The organism is Komagataeibacter saccharivorans, from assembly GCF_003207825.1.
Classification (GTDB): Bacteria; Pseudomonadota; Alphaproteobacteria; order Acetobacterales; family Acetobacteraceae; genus Komagataeibacter; species Komagataeibacter saccharivorans.
Window position 1 is genome coordinate 107,531 of sequence record NZ_NKTY01000007.1, and the last position, 16,497, is coordinate 124,027.

At 65.3% G+C, this 16,497-nt stretch carries 13 protein-coding genes; 6 read left to right on the top strand and 7 right to left on the bottom strand.

The window, feature by feature from the left end; translation table 11 throughout:
- The first annotated feature begins 100 nt into the window (after positions 1-100).
- Entirely contained in the window at positions 101-361 is a 261-nt protein-coding gene (locus tag CFR79_RS06645) for a hypothetical protein (protein ID WP_102325436.1), read from the top strand.
- Between the two features lie 88 nt (positions 362-449).
- Here CFR79_RS06645 and CFR79_RS06650 read toward each other — a convergent pair whose 3' ends face one another.
- Positions 450-1,715 (bottom strand): D-amino acid dehydrogenase, encoded by a 1,266-nt coding sequence (locus CFR79_RS06650; protein ID WP_110547309.1) that lies wholly within the window; start codon positions 1,713-1,715, stop codon positions 450-452.
- Between the two features lie 97 nt (positions 1,716-1,812).
- A complete protein-coding gene (locus CFR79_RS06655) occupies positions 1,813-2,838 on the bottom strand; it encodes an NAD(P)/FAD-dependent oxidoreductase (protein WP_110547328.1) in 1,026 nt (341 codons plus the stop codon).
- A 189-nt stretch (positions 2,839-3,027) separates the two neighbouring features.
- Between CFR79_RS06655 and tsaE the strand changes: the two genes are divergently transcribed.
- The 5 genes from tsaE (at position 3,028) to trxA (ending at position 11,312) form a co-directional block, all read left to right on the top strand.
- Positions 3,028-3,495 carry a tRNA (adenosine(37)-N6)-threonylcarbamoyltransferase complex ATPase subunit type 1 TsaE gene (tsaE, locus tag CFR79_RS06660; RefSeq protein ID WP_102325672.1) on the top strand — a complete coding sequence of 156 codons (468 nt, stop codon included), beginning with the start codon at positions 3,028-3,030 and terminating at the stop codon, positions 3,493-3,495.
- Positions 3,492-4,253, top strand: a complete 762-nt coding sequence (locus tag CFR79_RS06665) for a nucleotidyltransferase family protein (protein WP_110547310.1) — start codon at positions 3,492-3,494, stop codon at positions 4,251-4,253. The genes tsaE and CFR79_RS06665 overlap by 4 nt, the downstream gene beginning before the upstream one ends.
- On the top strand, positions 4,250-7,306 hold the full coding sequence (addB, locus tag CFR79_RS06670; RefSeq protein ID WP_110547311.1) for a double-strand break repair protein AddB: 3,057 nt from the start codon (positions 4,250-4,252) through the stop codon (positions 7,304-7,306). The genes CFR79_RS06665 and addB overlap by 4 nt, the downstream gene beginning before the upstream one ends.
- The gene (gene addA / locus CFR79_RS06675) at positions 7,303-10,908 is read left to right on the top strand and encodes a double-strand break repair helicase AddA (protein WP_110547312.1); all 3,606 of its coding nucleotides are present in this window, start codon (positions 7,303-7,305) and stop codon (positions 10,906-10,908) included. The genes addB and addA overlap by 4 nt, the downstream gene beginning before the upstream one ends.
- A 74-nt stretch (positions 10,909-10,982) precedes the next feature.
- Positions 10,983-11,312, top strand: coding sequence for a thioredoxin TrxA (gene trxA, locus CFR79_RS06680; RefSeq protein WP_102325441.1), 330 nt, complete (start codon positions 10,983-10,985; stop codon positions 11,310-11,312).
- A gap of 24 nt (positions 11,313-11,336) precedes the next feature.
- Here trxA and hpnK read toward each other — a convergent pair whose 3' ends face one another.
- The 5 genes from hpnK to CFR79_RS06705 all read right to left on the bottom strand — a co-directional run.
- A complete protein-coding gene (hpnK, locus tag CFR79_RS06685) occupies positions 11,337-12,191 on the bottom strand; it encodes a hopanoid biosynthesis-associated protein HpnK (RefSeq protein ID WP_110547313.1) in 855 nt (284 codons plus the stop codon).
- 78 nt (positions 12,192-12,269) lie between these two features.
- Entirely contained in the window at positions 12,270-13,694 is a 1,425-nt protein-coding gene (gene hpnJ / locus CFR79_RS06690) for a hopanoid biosynthesis associated radical SAM protein HpnJ (RefSeq protein ID WP_102325443.1), read from the bottom strand.
- 106 nt (positions 13,695-13,800) lie between these two features.
- On the bottom strand, positions 13,801-14,979 hold the full coding sequence (gene hpnI / locus CFR79_RS06695) for a bacteriohopanetetrol glucosamine biosynthesis glycosyltransferase HpnI (protein ID WP_110547314.1): 1,179 nt from the start codon (positions 14,977-14,979) through the stop codon (positions 13,801-13,803).
- A gap of 63 nt (positions 14,980-15,042) precedes the next feature.
- Positions 15,043-15,705: an ABC transporter substrate-binding protein gene (locus CFR79_RS06700; RefSeq protein ID WP_102325445.1), complete on the bottom strand. Its 663-nt coding sequence runs from the start codon at positions 15,703-15,705 to the stop codon at positions 15,043-15,045.
- The coding region (locus CFR79_RS06705) for a transketolase C-terminal domain-containing protein (protein WP_309146570.1) at positions 15,702-16,497 on the bottom strand (796 nt) is incomplete at its 5' end. The genes CFR79_RS06700 and CFR79_RS06705, both read right to left, overlap by 4 nt.

Below are 16,497 nucleotides of genomic sequence, written 5' to 3' on the forward strand. Positions count from 1 at the left end.
CCTGCGGCATGTTACAGCAGGGAAGTCAGATCGGGTGTGCCGATTCGCCACCTGATAGGCGCATTGGGATAGAAAATCCTGACTTGTGGAGTATTTTCATATGACCGTTTCCCCCCGCCGTTTCCTCGCCGCGCTGTCTGCTGTTGCCGTTATGGGTGTTGCCGCTCCCGTCATGGCCCAGACGCCTGAACCCACCACCCCGTCTGTTTCTGCTCCGCAGCACGCTCCCGACGCTTCCGAAGGTGTCGCTGGCGCCGAAGCGGGTGCGAAGAAGGAAAAGCACCACGGCAGCCATCACGGCAGCCACCATCACGGTGCCAAGAAGGACGAAACGAAGGAAGCCGCTCCGGCTGCGCAGTAATTACTGCTGCGTCAACGCTGGCTTCCCCGCGATGCCAGCGTTGCACTTCCAGAAAAAAGCCCGGCTCACGCCGGGCTTTTTTTATGCCTCAGTTCGGGATGTACCGGTCAAGGGACAGGTCAAGGCAGGGGATGTCGGTGCGCTTGCCGCTGATCCGGTCGGCCAGCAGGCGGCCTGAACCGCAGGCCATGGTCCAGCCCAGCGTGCCATGGCCCGTATTGAGCCACAGGTTGCCAAAGCGTCCCGCTGGACCAATGATTGGCGTGCCATCAGGCGTACTGGGGCGCAGGCCCGTCCAGTACGCGCCCTGCGACAGGTCCCCACCCGCCCCGAACAGTTCCGAAAAGGACAGTTCCAGCACGCGCCGCCGGTCACGGCTCAGCCGCAGGTTGTAGCCCGTCAGTTCGGCAGTCCCCCCGATACGGATACGATCCCCCAGCCGCGTGATGGCGACCTTGTGGGTGGCGTCGCTTATGGTGGACAGGGGGGCCCGCGCCGGATCGGTTACGGGCAGGGTCAGCGAATAGCCCTTGGTGGGGTAAACCGGCAGCCTTACGCCAAGCGGGCGCAGCAGCAGCGGGGAATAGCTGCCCATGGCGACCACATACGCATCGGCCACCATCCTGCCTGCGGTGGTACGGACGCCCACGATATCGGTGGCGGTCGCGTCCAGTGCCTCGACCGCCGTTTCGTAATGGAAGGTGACGCCCAGTTCCGCTTCCGCCTTCTGCGCCAGACGCTGGGTGAACATGTGGCAGTCGCCGGATTCGTCACCCGGCAGGCGCAGCCCGCCACGGAGCAGATGCCGGTTTTCCGCCAGTCCGGGTTCGTGGCGGATGATGTCGTCGGGACTGAGGAATTCGTAAGCGATGCCAGCCTGTTCCAGCAGCCGCATGTCATGCGCGCAGTGGTCCACCTGTTTTTGCGTACGGAAAAGCTCGATCAGGCCGCGCTGTTCATCGTCATAGGTAATGCCCGTATCGCGGCGCAGGGTATCGAGACAGTCGCGGCTGTATTCCGCCACGCGCAGCATGCGGGATTTGTTGATGTCATAGTCATGGGCGTTGCAGTTGGCCATCATCTGCCCCAGCCACCGCATCATGGCGAAATCGATGCGCGGGCGGATGGCGATCGGCGCATCCCGGCTGAACATCCACCGCATGACCTTGAACGGCAGGGCAGGTTCTGCCCACGGGGCGGAATAGCCCGGTGAAATCTGACCGGCATTGGCGAAGGAGGTTTCCATCGCCGCGGCGGGCTGGCGGTCTATGACCGTGACGTCATGGCCTTCCTTTGCCAGGTACCATGCCGTGGTGACCCCGACCACACCCGCGCCCAGAACGATAACTTTCACAGTCTCATCCTTATTTCCGTCATCAACACAACCGGGGATGCGCCAGAGCGGGGGAATGGTCAACCGTTTCTGTTATGACAGGAACGGGTGGCAGGAATCAGGCTGCGGGCACCCCCTTGGATGTCGAATATTCAAAATGCAGCGCCGTATCGGGATGCACGATGGGATGAATGGCATGGGCCGCCATCGCCCCTTCGGTAAAGCCCTGCAGGATCAGCTTCAGCTTGCCGGGATAGGTTGCGACATCGCCCACGGCAAAAATGCCGGGCTGACTGCTTTCACAGGTGGACGGGGTTACGGGAATGGTGCCGCGTATGGTGTCCAGCCCCCATTGTGCGATCGGTCCCAGATCGGTCGCCAGCCCGAAGAAGGGCAGCAGGTGATCGCATGCGACATGGCGGATGCTGTTGTCCATGGTAGCCAGATCCACGCCGCGCAACTGCCCGTCCGTTCCGTGCAGGCCATGAAGCTGGTAGCCGATGATCTTTTCGATCTGGCCACACGCCACGGCCTCATCAAGCTGGCGCAGGCTTTCGGGGGCCGCGCGGAAACGGTCGCGCCGGTGCACCAGCCGCACGCTGCGCGCGATATCACGAAGCGACAGCGCCCAGTCCACCGCTGAATCCCCGCCACCGGCGATCAGGACATCCCTGTCCGCAAAATCGGCGCGACGGCGGACGAAATACTGCACGCCGCCCGTGCGCTCGAATGCCTCCAGCCCTTCCAGCGGGGGGCGGTTGGGGCCAAACGCGCCAGCACCCGCCGCGATGATGACGGCGTGCGCATGGATGACATCACCCTGCGTGGTGCCAAGGCGGAAGGCGCCGCGTGTTCCCTCCAGGCTTTCCACCCGGCGGCCGAGCAGGCGGGGCACGTCAAAGGGGGCGATCTGGCGGTCAAGGGCCTCGATCAGCGCGCCGCCTTCGATCGCGGGGTGGGCGGGAATGTCATAGATCGGTTTTTCGGGATACAGGGCGGCGCACTGGCCCCCGATTTCGTCAAGCGCGTCGATCAGCACGCATGACAGCTTGAGCATGCCACATTCAAAAGCGGCAAACAGCCCGGCAGGGCCCGCGCCGATAATGGCGACATCGACGGTAAGGGGGGAAGATGGCGTGGTCATGTCCGGCTCTGGTGTCCCGTAATCCATGGTCTGGTCAAAGGCATAGGCTGCATGCGGTTTTGCGTTGTTGTCCGCATCGGTGCAAGCCTCAAGCGTGCCCATGCCGTCGCCCCTTGTGCGCGCATGCCCGGTGGGGGCACAATCATTGCATGAAATACAACCACGTAAGGGCCGGGAATCATGACGGGCATGCGTGACATTCCCCTGCCTGACGAACAGGCCACGGCAGCCCTTGGCCGCATGCTGGCGGCCCATCTGCACGCGGGCGACGCCGTGCTGCTGGAGGGGGATCTGGGCGCGGGCAAGACCACGCTTGCCCGCGCGCTGCTGCGCGCGTTGTGCGGGGATGCGACAATGGAGGTGCCCAGCCCGTCCTATACGCTGGTACAGGTCTATGAGGCCGCCGGGACCGAAATCTCGCATTTCGACCTGTGGCGTCTTGATGGTCCCGATGCGTTGCATGAACTGGGATGGGACGATGCGTGTGAAGGCGTCGTCCTTGTCGAATGGCCGGACCGTCTGGGCGCGCTGAAGCCTGATGGCGCGCTGCACATCCATCTGCTGCATGATGGAGCAGGCGGGCGCATCGCGCGGCTGGGCGGATGGGACGGGCGGCTTGCATCGCTGGAAGCCCCACGGACAGGAGAGGCATCATGAGCGTGAACATTCCGGCCACCGCCATGGTCTTTGCCGCCGGTATGGGCCGGCGGATGCGACCGCTGAGCGAATCGGTCCCCAAGCCGCTGTTGCGGGTGGGCGGACAGCCGATTCTCGATCATACGCTTGACCGGCTGGAAAACGCAGGTGTGAAGCAGGTGGTGGTCAACGCCCACTGGCAGCCCGATGCGATCCACAGGGCGCTGGCGGATCGCGCGGCCAGTGGCCGTGGCCCGCTGACGGTCGAACAGCCTGAACCCACCTTGCTGGAAACCGGGGGAAGTGCTGCCGCCGCCCTGCGTGCGGGGCGGCTGGGGCCGGATGCGTTTTACCTGATCAATGGCGATGTCATGTGGCTTAACGGCCCGGTTCCCGCCCTGCGGCGGCTGGCAGCGGCGTTCGATCCCGACACGATGGACGCCATGCTGCTGCTGGGCGCGATGACGCGCGCGGTGGGTGAAGTGGGGCATGGAGATTTCGCGGTTGATGCGCATGGCAGGCCGCGCCGCCCCCGCGCGGGCGAGATCACGCCTTACGTCTTTACTGGCATGCAGATTGTCTCCCCCCGCCTGTTTGCGCAGGCGCCCGAAGGCGGATTCAGCATGAACCATCTGTGGGATCGTGCCATTGACGCAGGCAGGCTGGGCGTGATCGTGCATGATTCGCTGTGGTTTCACCTGTCCCGCCCCGATGATATTGCCGCTGCGGAACGCGCGCTGCATTCCGTATTCAACCCGGATGTGGATAACGACATATGAGCGCACGCGCCGCAGCCCCCGTGCGGGGCCGGGTGGCGGTCGTGCCGCCGCATGTGCCGTTTGTCGATCAGATTGCCGCGCGCTGGCTGGAGCAGGCCGGTCATGATCCGCAGGCATGCGGCAATGGCCTGATCCTGCTGCCCAGCCGCCGCGCGGGCCGTGCCCTGACCGAAGCCTTCGTGCGGCAGGTTGATGGCCGTCCCATCCTGCTGCCGCGCATCGCGCCGATCGGCGCGCTGGACGAGGCGTCGCTTGTCCTGTCCGGCCAGAACGCGCTGGACCTGCCGCCCGCCGTTGACCCCATGCGTCGCCTGGCTACGCTGACCCTGCTGGTGATGCAGGCGGGCAAGGCGTTTGGTGATGTGCAGGGTGTGGATCAGGCATGGCCACTGGCCCGTGCGCTGGCCGAACTGATGGACGAGGCGGAATGGGCCGAATGTGACCTGTGCGAACGCCTGCCCCACGCGGCGGAGGGAGATTTCGCGCAGCACTGGCACCAGACGCTGCAGTTCCTGTCCATTGTCACCAGTGTCTGGCCCGCATGGCTGGCGGAACAGGGGGTCATGAACCCCGTCGCCCGCCAGACCGCCCTGCTGCACGCGCAGGCCGCGCGGTGGCGTGATTCTCCGCCGCCAGCGGGTTATCCCGTCTGGGCTGCCGGTTTTTCCGATGCCGTGCCGTCCACCATCGTCATGTTGCGTGCGGTGCTGGACCAGCCTGACGGCATGCTGATCCTGCCGGGTGTGGACATGGAATGTGACGACGCCATCTGGCGGCACCTTCCGCCCGACCACCCGCAGGCGGGAACTGCCCATATGCTGGCGCAACTGGGGGTGGAGCGTGCCGGTATGGAAATATGGTCCAGTCTGCCGCATGACTGCGTGGCCAGCAGTCCGGTTTCCCGCGCCAGTCTGCTGTCGCGCGCCCTGCTGCCCGCCCATGCGCTGGAACGCTGGCGCGAACGCGACGTGCCGGTGGAAGCGGACGGCCTGTCCATCCTGCGCAGCGCCGACCAGCAGGAGGAAGCCGCCGCCATCGCCATGGTCCTGCGTCAGGTGCTTGAACGGCCCGGCAGGCGCGCAGCCCTTGTCACGCCCGATCGCGCACTGGCCGGACGTGTGGCGACAGAACTGGTCCGCTGGGGCGTGGTGGCGGATGACAGCGCGGGTGAAAGCATGCTCACCGTGCCCCAGACCGCCTTCCTGCGGCTGATCGTGCAGGCGGTGGATGGCGGCCTGTCGCCGGTGGCGCTGCTGTCGGCCATCAAGCATCCGCTGGCGGCCTGCGGGCTTTCGCCGGGAACATGCCGCGCCAGCGCCCGCCAGCTTGAACGCCTCGTGCTGCGTGGCCCGGCCCCGCCGCCGGGGATTGCCGGACTGCGCAGCGCGCTCCAGCGCGCGACGGAAGACCCGCATGGCGCACTGGCCGACGCGCCGGATGCGCCGGAAGAAATCAGCGCCTTCATCAACCGGCTGGAAACGGTGTTCGGCCCGCTTCTGGCCCTGCCGCGCGATACCATGGTGCCGGTATCCGTGCTGCTTGCGGCACTGGTCGAAACCGCGCAGGCCCTTGCCGCGACCGATACGGTGGATGGCGCCGAACGGCTGTGGGCGGGGGAGGAAGGCAACGCGCTGGGCCAGCATATGAGTGCGCTGCTGGCATGGTGCGACGTGCTGCCCGATTCCCGGCTTGGCGCGCTGGACGGGCTGCTGGCGTCATCGCTGGCGGGCATGACGGTGCACGGGCGTCGGGCAGTGCGTGGGCGCGACGGGATGGCGGCGCATCCGCGTGTGTTCATATGGGGCCTGCTGGAAGCGCGGTTGCAGACGGCGGACACCATCGTCCTCGGCGGTCTGGTGGAAACCGTCTGGCCACCTGCGACCGATCCCGGACCGTGGATGAGCCGCCCGATGCGCACCCGCGTCGGCCTGCCCAGCCCGGAATGGGGGATTGGTCAGGCGGCGCGGGATTTCGTGTCCTGCGCGTGTGCCGCAGGGCAGGTCGTGCTGTCGGTCGCGGCCCGGCGGCAGGGCGCGCCAACCGTGCCCGCACGGTGGCTGGTGCGGCTTGACGCCTATCTGGCGGGGCATGGGCGCAGCCTGCCCGTACATCCGGCGCTGCGCTGGCTGGACAGTCTGGACCGGCCGGAAGGGGGCGTGGCGACCCCCGTTTCCCCGCCACGGCCCTGCCCGCCCGTTGGCCTGCGCCCCCGCAGCCTGTCGGTGACGGAAATCGAGACATGGATGCGCGATCCCTACGCCATCTACGCGCGTCGCATCCTGCGCCTGCGCAGGCTTGCGGATCTGGAAGAACTGGCTGATGCCGCCGATTATGGCCAGATCGTGCATGCGGCGCTGGAACGCTGGTTCCGCGCCCATCCATCCGACTGGCCCGCAGGCGGGGCGGAACGGATGCAGGCGGTTTTTGCCGAGGTGCTGCGCGAGGCCGGGCTGCGTCCCGCCCTTGCCGCGTGGTGGGCGCCCCGGCTGGACCGTATCGCCGCATGGTGCGCCCGGACGGAGGAAGCGCGTCGCGCCACCGGCACGCCCCGCACGGTCCTGACGGAACTGAGCGGCCGGATGCGGCTGGAAGACCTGCCCGGTGGTCCGTTTATCCTGCGTGGCCGCGCGGACCGGATCGACCTGCATGATGGGGATGGGGGGCTTAGCCTGTTCGATTACAAGACCGGCACCCTGCCCCTGCGGCGTAGCGTGGTGGAAGGCTGGCAGTCCCAGCTTGTTCTGGAAGCGGCGATGATCGAATGCGGCGGATTCCCTCCCCCGGTTGCGGGTAGCGTATCGGAACTGGTGTACTGGCGGCTGACGGGGGGCCACGTCCCGGCGCAGGTGCTTGATGTCGCGCGGGGGGAGGAACTGGCGGAACTGATCGCCAGTTGCCGCGCGGGGCTGCGTGCGCTGGTCAGTGCCTATGACAATCCCGACCAGCCTTACCTGTCCCATCCCTTTCCGGGGGAAGAACCGCGCTTCGCTGATTACGCGCATCTGGCGCGGGTTGCGGAATGGAGCGCCGCGCGTGAGGAGAATGGCGGATGAACAGACCCATTCTGCCCCATGACAGCACGGCGGATGCCATCGGCATCGCCAACCGCAGCCAGACACTGGCATCCGACCCGCAGGCTTCGGTATTCGTCTCCGCCTCGGCAGGAAGTGGCAAGACCAAGCTGCTGATCGACCGCCTGCTGCGCCTTATGCTGCCGCGCATCGTGCCGGATCGTGACGGCACGCCGACCCGCGTGCCCGGTAGCGATCCCGCCCGCATCCTGTGCCTGACCTTTACCAAGGCGGCGGCGGCGGAAATGTCCATCCGCCTGCAGAACCGGCTGGGACAGTGGGTCATGCTGCCCGATGAGGCGCTGGATACCGAACTGGCCCGCCTGTCGGTGCCGACGGGCGAGGAAAGCCGCCGTGTCGCGCGCGAACTGTTCGCCCGGGTGCTGGACCTGCCCGGCGGGATGCGCATTGGCACCATCCATGCGTTCTGCCAGTCGCTGCTGAGGCGCTTTCCCGTCGAGGCCGCCATCAGCCCGCATTTCACCCTGATCGAGGAAACCGATGCCCGCCTGGCCCAGCGCGCGGCGGTGGAGGATATCGTGGGGCGCGGCGGCGCGGCGGTCAGCCTGCTGGCGGGGCAGATCGGGGTGGGGGAATTCACCACGCTGATCGCAAGCCTGCAGGCCCAGTCCCGCCGTATCCTGCCACTGGCGCGCCAGTGGGTGGACGACCGCGGCAGCGTGGAAGCGGCGTTGATGCGGATGATGGGCCTGAGCGGACGCAGCGCGGATGAAGTGCTGCACGCCGCCTGCGCCACCATTCCCGATGAGGAAGCCCTGCGCGATGGCCTGCGTTTTGTCGCCAGCGCGGGATCGCCCAAGGTCCGGGTGCAGGCTGAAGCCATGCTGGCATGGCTGGGCAGTGATACGGCGGCGCGGGCGGCGGAGTGGACCGTATGGCGGCAGGCGCTTCTGACGCGCGAAGGTGCGCCGCGCAAGCGTGGTGGCCTGAACCCCAAAATCGACGCGGCGCGTGAAGGGCTGGCTGACATCCTGCTGGCGGAAGCGGACCGGGTGATCGGGGTTGATGCACAGCTTCGCGCCCTGACGGTCTTTGAACTGACCTGCGCGCTATTGTCTATCGCCCAGCCCGTGCTGGAACGCTACGCCACGCGCAAGAGCGCACAGGGCATGGTCGATTATGATGACCTGATCGACCGCACGCTGGACCTGCTGCGCGATCCGGGTGCCGCGTGGGTGCTGTACAAGCTTGATGGCGGCATTGACCACCTGCTGCTTGATGAGGTGCAGGACACATCCCCCGACCAGTGGGCCATAGCCGGTGGCCTGACATCCGAATTCTTCGCAGGCGAAGGCACGCGGGATGAAAACGGGTGCCCCCGCACCATTTTCGCGGTGGGCGATTACAAGCAGTCGATCTATTCCTTTCAGGGTGCTGATCCCGAAGCCTTCCGCGCATGGCGGCAGCGTTTCCGCGACCGCGCGCAGGCAGCGGAAGCCACATGGCGCGAACCGGCGCTGACGGTCTCCTTCCGCTCCACAGCCCCCGTTCTGCAACTGGTGGACAGTGTATTCGCCAATCCCGCCGCAGCACGTGGCGTGGTGGAACCGGATGGCTCCGTCCCCGCCCATGTCACCGCACGTCCGGGGCAGGGGGGGCGGGTGGAAATCTGGCCGCCCGTGCCCGTCGTGGTGGATGAGACGGATGTAAGCCCGTGGATGGCCCCGCGCGACAATGCCGGACAGTCCACGGCGCAGCAGCGGCTGGCGGATACGCTGGCGGCATGGATCGCAGCAGAACTGCGGCGCGTCCCTCCGCCGGGTGAAACCCCGCTGGCACCAGGGGATGTGCTGATCCTCGTGCCGCGCCGTTCCGCGTTCGCGCGTGCGCTGATCCGTGCGCTCAAGAGCAATGACGTGCCCGTGGCGACGCTGGTGCGCACCGTGCTGACGGACCAGCTTGCGGTGCAGGATCTGATGGCGTTGTGCGCGGCTCTTCTGCTGCCACAGGATGACCTGACCCTTGCCTGCGTCCTGACATCGCCGCTGGGTGGTCTGGATGACAGGTCGCTCATGGATCTGGCAACCGGGCGTGATGGACAGCCGCTATGGGCCGTGCTGCGCGCCTGCCACGCTGAGCGGCCCGACTGGTCGGCTGCATGGCATTGCCTCAATACCCTGTTCCGGCAGGTTGATTACGCAACGCCGTATCAGTTGCTGGCCGAAGCGCTTGGCCCGCTGGGCGGTCGTGCGCGTCTGCTGGCCCGTCTTGGCCCGGAAGCGGTGGAGCCGGTTGACGAACTGCTGTCGGCGGCGCTCCGTTTCGAGGAAACGCACGCCATTTCCCTGCAGGGGTTCCTGCACTGGCTCAATGCGTCGGATGAAACCGTGCGCCATGAACCCGATGCCTCGGCCAACATGGTCCGTGTCATGACCGCGCACGGGGCGAAGGGATTGCAGGCGCGTCTTGTGGTCCTGCCCGATACGGTCGCGACCCCGCGTTCCGATACCGCCATCCTGTGGGAACGCGACCGGGCGACCAAACTGGACATACCGATATGGGTGCCCCGGCGGGAACTGGTTACGGACACGACCGCCAGTCTGCAGGAAAAGATCAGGCTGGCCGCGGCGGAAGAATATAACCGCCTGCTATATGTCGCGCTGACCCGCGCCAGCGACCGGCTGGTGGTGTGTGGGTGGGAACCGCGCCGGGGCATACCCGATGGCTGTTGGTACGACCTGTGCCGTCAGGGCTTTACAGGTGCGGCGGCCACGGTCCAGCCCTTCGATCTGGGTTGGGAGGGTGACAGTCTGGTGCTGGAGGAGGCACGGGCCATTTCACCCGCTCCCACGCCGCAGCTAGGGCATGGCACGGACAGCAGGGTAATGGCCCCTGACGTGACCCTGCCGGACTGGATGGGTCATGCCCCGCGCTGGCAGCCCGTCATGCCGGTGGTGGAGGGACCGCTTGCCCGTCCGCTGGCCCCCAGCCGCCCCGATGATATCGGCCTTGGCCCGCAGCCTGCCGTGCGTTCGCCGCTGCTGTCGGCGGACATGGTCCGCGACCGCGCCGATACGGCCACCCGGCGGGCCCGTGCCCTGCAACGGGGGCAACTGGTGCATGCGTTGCTGCAGTACCTGCCTGATTGTCCCCCGGACCAGCGGGCGGAGCTGGCGCATGCATGGCTTTCCCGCCCGGCGGCGGGTCTGGAGCCTGCGCTGTGCGATGAACTGGTGACACAGGTTCTGGCGGTCATGGACCGTCCCGATCTGGCCGCCCTGTTCGCGCCCGGCAGTCGTGCCGAGCAGCCGCTGGCCGGTATCGTGGGGCAGCAGGTCATTGTGGGGCAGGTGGACCGTATGGCGGTCAGCGGGGGCAGGGTCACGGTCTGTGATTTCAAGACCAACCGCCACCCACCGGCGGAAGTCGGGCAGACCCCGGTGCTCTACCTGCGGCAGATGGCGGCCTATCGTGCGCTGCTGCGGGGTGTCTATCCGGGTCAGGAGGTCGTATGCGCGCTGGTCTGGACGGAAGGGGTGCGCGTTGACATCCTGCCTTCCGCCCTGCTGGACCAGAACGCGCCGGATGGGCCGTCGCGCACAAAGGGTGGAGCGCAGTCTTGACCGCGTGCGCGGGTGTGGCCATGTCAGTAGGATCAAGGGGGTGGCTTCATGCCACCGCAAAGGAGAAATAAGTGATGAGCGAAAACACGATTGCCGTCAGCGATGACCAGTTCAAGAAGCTTGTTCTGGAATCCAAGGAACCCGTTCTGGTCGATTTCTGGGCGGAATGGTGCGGGCCGTGCAAGATGATCGCCCCCGCGCTGGATGAAATCGGGGCGGAAGGCAAGGGCAAGCTGACCGTGGCCAAGGTCAACATTGATGAAAATCCCCGCACGCCCAACGATTACGCCGTGCGTGGCATCCCGACCCTGATCCTGTTCAAGAATGGTGCGCCGGTAGCGACCCAGACGGGTGCGATGCCCAAGAGCCAGCTCAAGGCATGGGTGCAGAGCAACATCGGCTGAGCCGATGGGATGTGGCCTGCGTCCCTAGCGGGCGCGGGCTACGTCCGTCCATGTTGTGGGTGTGGCGCCCGCATGCGCCAGTCCCGAACGGAAACCCGGCGCGCAGAGCGTGCGGAATTCCGCTTCATGCTCATAGGTGGGCATGAGTTTCTGAAGCAGTTTATTCTTTGCCGTGGCCGGGTGGAAATAGATTTCCGACAGGCCATCGGGCAGGTGCGCGGCAAGGGCCGAGACACGGTCGGTGGTCATGTGACCACTCCATGCCAGTCCGAAGCACCAGTCATTCGTGACCATGCCCGCCTTGTGTAGCTGGTGGCGCAGCAGACCCGTCCAGCGGCGCAGCGCGGCATCACCCAGCGTGTCGGTATAGGTTCCGGCGGCATACAGGGGCTTGGGTGGTTCCAGTGGCACGCGCACCGCGCGCAGCCCGTAACGCAATCCGCTTTCAATCAGGTAATGCCCCACGGTGGGATGCAGGTGCATGTGCTTGTGGGCATTGGCATGGTCCAACGCGAGTCCCGTTGCAGCAAAGGCGCGGAACTGGGCTTCGATCTCGGCGGCGAGTTCGCGGCGCACGGCGGGACGGAAAAAATACTCCACACCCAGCTTCAACTGGTCGGAGGGGAACTGCCCGTCCTGCGGCACCAGCAGCGGAATGTCGGCAGGGGGCAGGGTGGCCGGTCCCTCGATTGCAACCAGATGCAGCCCCACGCGCAGGTCCGGCAGTTTTTTGGCCCGGCGCACGGCGTCGGCTGCGGCGGGGCCGGACACCATGAGACTCGCGGTCGACAGCAGCCCGTCCCGATGGGCGATCTCGATCGCCTCGTTGACTTCTTCGGACAGGCCGAAATCATCGGCGGATATGATGACGCGCTTCATGGTGGAAAACCGGGTGGCTTGAAAAAAGAAATGCCGGAACCCGAAGGTCCCGGCATGGGATGACGCAGACTGGCCGGATCAGGCGGCGCGGCGTTCGCGCAGGAACTGGAAGAACTCCACCCCTTCGCGCAGGCGGCGCTTCATCATCTGCGGGCTGCGGACCATCTCGTTCAGGATCGACATAATCTTGGGCGCACGGAAATAGAACTTCCGGTAGAATTCTTCCACGCTCTGGAAGATTTCGGTGTGCGACAGGTGCGGGTAGTGCAGCGGTGCGATCTGCACGCCGTTATCGTCGATCAGTTCGGCGTTCTTTTCATCCAGCCAGCCGTTCTCGGTCGCCTGCTGGTGCAGGAACGTGCCGGGATAGGGCGCCGCGAGCGAGACCTGCAGTGTGTGCGGGTTGATCTCGGTGGCGAAGCGGATGGTTTCCTGAATGGTTTCCTTCGTCTCGCCCGGCAGGCCGAGGATGAAGGTGCCATGGATCTTGATGCCGAGCTCGTGGCAGTTCTTGGTGAACTCACGCGCCGTTTCGACGCGCATGCCCTTCTTGATGTTGTGCAGGATCTGCTGGTTGCCGCTTTCGTAACCGACCAGCAGCAGGCGCAGGCCGTTGGCCTTGAGCACTTCCAGCGTCTTGCGGGGCACATTGGCCTTGGCGTTGCACGACCACGTCACACCCAGCTTGCCCAGTTCCTTGGCGATCGCTTCCGCACGCGGCAGGTCATCGGTGAAGGTGTCGTCGTCGAAGAAGAATTCCTTCACCTGCGGGAAATACTGCTTCGCCAGACGGATTTCCGCCGCCACATGCTCGGGGCTGCGGGTGCGGTAGTGGTGGCCACCCACTGTCTGCGGCCACAGGCAGAAGGTGCAGCGCGACTTGCAGCCACGGCCCGTATAGATCGAAATATACGGGTGCATCAGGTAACCGATGAAGTAATCTTCAATCTTCAGGTCACGCTTGTACACTTCGGTCACGAACGGCAGGCTGTCCATGTCCTCGATCATCGCGCGGTCGCGGTTATGGACGATCTTGCCATCAGCATCGCGCCAGGAGATGCCATCGACATCCTTCCAGTCGCGGCCTTCCGCCATTTCCTTGATGGTGAAGTCGAATTCGTTGCGCGCCACGAAGTCGACCGGCGGGGCGTTGAGCAGGCTTTCTTCCGGCTGGACGGCAACCTTGGCGCCAACCATGCCGATCTTCACCTTCGGGTTCGCGTCCTTGAGCATCTGGGCTACGCGCACATCCGACGCAAAGGACGGGGTGGAGGTGTGCATGATGACCAGGTCACGGTTGCGCACGTCTTCCAGAATGGGCTCCATGCCCATGCGCGCGGGCGGTGCGTCAATCAGGCGGCTGCCCTCGACCATGGCGGCGGGCTGCGCCAGCCATGTCGGATACCAGAACGACTTGATTTCCCGCTTGGCCTGATAGCGGGAACCGGCTCCACCATCGAATCCATCAAACGAAGGCGGCTGGAGAAAGAGGGTCTTCATCATGCTACGCGTATCCTCGGGTTCTGGCGGGGAACGGGGTTCCCTTAATACCCGTTCTTATTAACGACAGGGTTGGTATCTTACGGCAGTCTGGCCTGCCGGCGGGGGGTCAGTCACCGGGGGAAGCCGGCTGGGATCGTGGTGTCATAACCGAATGTGGCGTGACATGCATCGTCTGTCCGCGCCAGGCAACCCGTGTGCCTGTAACGCTGCCAACCATCACGGCGGCCGAGATCCAGTCCCGCAGGGGCAGCAGCAGTAACGGCAGCAGGCTGCGTTGCGCCAGCGTCCGGTCCAGGATGAAGGAACATACTGCCCGCCATCCCCACACACCAAGGAAGAAAAACCATGTCCAGGACGCATGTGGCGCCAGTACCATGGCGACAGTGGCCCAGAACAGGGGAAGCTGGATGGCCGATGCGGCGTAGCCCACCGGTTCCAGTGTCTTGACGGTCCGGCCCCAGCGCAGTTCATGCGCCAGCACCTCCCGCATCGAGGTCTCGCCCACCGTCGTCCATGTCATGCACGCGGCGATGGCGATATCCTTGCCCTGTTCACGGACATAGCGGCCCAGGATCGCATCATCGGCCACATGCGGCACGAGGGCGGCAAGGCCACCGATCTTCTCCAGCATGGACCGCCGCAGCGCCATGGTCGCACCAAGACAGTCCTGCCGCCCGAGATAGCGCGACAGCATCACGCCGGGCAGGAAGTTGTGGTTGATCTGGCACGCGGCCAGCAGGCGCGGCACGCTGGATGATGCCGGAAGCCCGGCATACAGCGTGGTGACCAGCCCTACATCGGGCGGCACCAGCGCGCCGACCACGTGACGCAGGTAGTCGGGGGCGACGTGGATATCCGAATCGGAAATGACCAGCACATCATGTTCCACGCAGGTCATGATGTTGATCAGGTTGCCGATCTTGCGGTTGACGCCATGGAAGGTGGGATCGATCACCAGTTTCATGGGCACGTCCGGATGGCGTTCCATCAGGCGGCGCACGATCGGTATGGCGGCATCGTTTTCGTCCTGCACGCCAAAGACGATCTGCATGTGCGGATAGTCCTGCGTACAGAAGCTTTCAAGCGCCTCCTCCAGCAGCGGTTCGTCGCCGTGGAGGGGCTTGAGCACGGAGACCGGTGGCATGGGCACCGACCGGTCCACCCGTTTTTCCTGCCAGCGGAAACGCGAGACCAGAAAAGTGCCTAGCGCTGCCTGCATGCACCCGGCGGCCGCAATGGTTGCGGCCAGTCCGGCGGGTGAAACAAGAGCGTTGAAAACAGACATTATCTTTCCGGCAAGGTCCCGCGTATGGAGCGAATCAGAAAACGGTATCGGAGAGTTGTGATATCACTCTTCCGAGAATCTCTGGATCTTCTTCTTTAACAGATCCGTCAGTTTCTGCACATTGCCACCCGCCAGCGCGGAACTGAAATCGGCGCGCTGGGCCGCGACCTGACTGATATGGGCGTTGAGCAGCACGTCAACGATCTGCCATCCCTTCGCACCGGAACGCATGACGTAGTTGATTTCCGTGCCGTTCGGGTCATCGGACGAGCCGATTCGTGTTATAACAATGCGCTCCCCATCCACGGGGGAAGCCGTCACGCCGGGATCGATGGTGAAGCGCGCGTCGCTGCCCGGCTTGAAGCTGGAGACGTAGCGGGCGATCGTGAACTGGCGGAACGTGGACAGCAGAAGCTGCTTCTGGTCATCGGGCAGCCCGGCATAGCGGGGGCCGACGGAGGAGGCGAGCACGGCCTGCATGTCATATGCGCGGTCGATGGCGGGGGCCAGTACCTGTGCGCGCTGTTCGAACGAACCGGCGCTCTTGGCCTGAATCCGGTCAAGCGCTGCATATAGCGACTTGATCGGTTCCTGCACCTGCGCGTCGGTCGCGCTGGCGGCATGGGCCACGTTGATGGGGAAGACGGCCGGAATGACGGGCGCCGCCATAAGCCCGGCGCAGAGCGCCAGCGAGGTGGTTTTCAGGACATATTTCATAATGTTCATGATTTCGGTCCGTTTGCTGTCTTTAGCAAGGGCTGCGTCATGCTGATTCCGACACCCAGCGCATCAAGGGCGGTATTGGTGATTGCCGCCGCATCCAGCCCTGCCTCGATATATTGCGCATCCTGCGTGTTGTGGTCGATGAAGCGGTCGGGCAGGGTCATGGGGCGGAAGCGGACACGGTCGAGCAGGCCGGTTTTCGCCAGATGCGTCATGACATAGGACCCGAAGCCACCGACCGATCCTTCCTCGATCGTGATCAGCACGGCGTGGTTGCGCGCAAGCTGTTCGATCAGGGCGGTATCCAGCGGCTTGGCGAAGCGGGCATCCGCCACCGTGGGCGACAGGCCCTGGGCTGCAAGCATGTCGGCGGCCTTCAGCGCCTCGGCCAGACGCGGGCCAAGCGACAGGATGGCGATGCCGCCCTGTTCCGGTCCGGACTGGCGGCTCATTTCCCGCACGATCCGGCCCCGCCCGATCTCGAGGATCTCGCCCGCCGCGGGCAGGTCGAGGCCCAGCCCGTTGCCACGCGGATAGCGCAGCCCGATCGGGCCTTCGTCAAACGCGACCGCGGTTGCGGTCATGTGCAGCAGTTCCAGTTCGGTGCTGGGCGCCATCAGCGTTATGCCCGGCAGGCAGCCCAGATAGGCGATGTCGAACGACCCCGCATGGGTCGCGCCATCGGCGCCCACCAGCCCCGCGCGGTCGATGGCGAAACGCACCGGCAGCTTCTGCAGCACCACGTCATGCATCACCTGATCATAGGCGCGCTGCAGGAAGGTGGAATAGATGGCG

What these genes read in the sequence shown, in the direction of transcription:
- CFR79_RS06655 (WP_110547328.1), bottom strand. Translation starts at nt 2,838, where the DNA reads ATGACCACGCCATCTTCCCCCCTTACCGTCGATGTCGCCATTATCGGC.
- trxA (WP_102325441.1), top strand. Translation starts at nt 10,983, where the DNA reads ATGAGCGAAAACACGATTGCCGTCAGCGATGACCAGTTCAAGAAGCTT.
- hpnK (WP_110547313.1), bottom strand. Translation starts at nt 12,191, where the DNA reads ATGAAGCGCGTCATCATATCCGCCGATGATTTCGGCCTGTCCGAAGAA.
- hpnJ (WP_102325443.1), bottom strand. Translation starts at nt 13,694, where the DNA reads ATGATGAAGACCCTCTTTCTCCAGCCGCCTTCGTTTGATGGATTCGAT.
- addB (WP_110547311.1), top strand. Translation starts at nt 4,250, where the DNA reads ATGAGCGCACGCGCCGCAGCCCCCGTGCGGGGCCGGGTGGCGGTCGTG.
- CFR79_RS06700 (WP_102325445.1), bottom strand. Translation starts at nt 15,705, where the DNA reads ATGAACATTATGAAATATGTCCTGAAAACCACCTCGCTGGCGCTCTGC.
- CFR79_RS06645 (WP_102325436.1), top strand. Translation starts at nt 101, where the DNA reads ATGACCGTTTCCCCCCGCCGTTTCCTCGCCGCGCTGTCTGCTGTTGCC.
- addA (WP_110547312.1), top strand. Translation starts at nt 7,303, where the DNA reads ATGAACAGACCCATTCTGCCCCATGACAGCACGGCGGATGCCATCGGC.
- tsaE (WP_102325672.1), top strand. Translation starts at nt 3,028, where the DNA reads ATGCGTGACATTCCCCTGCCTGACGAACAGGCCACGGCAGCCCTTGGC.
- CFR79_RS06665 (WP_110547310.1), top strand. Translation starts at nt 3,492, where the DNA reads ATGAGCGTGAACATTCCGGCCACCGCCATGGTCTTTGCCGCCGGTATG.
- hpnI (WP_110547314.1), bottom strand. Translation starts at nt 14,979, where the DNA reads ATGTCTGTTTTCAACGCTCTTGTTTCACCCGCCGGACTGGCCGCAACC.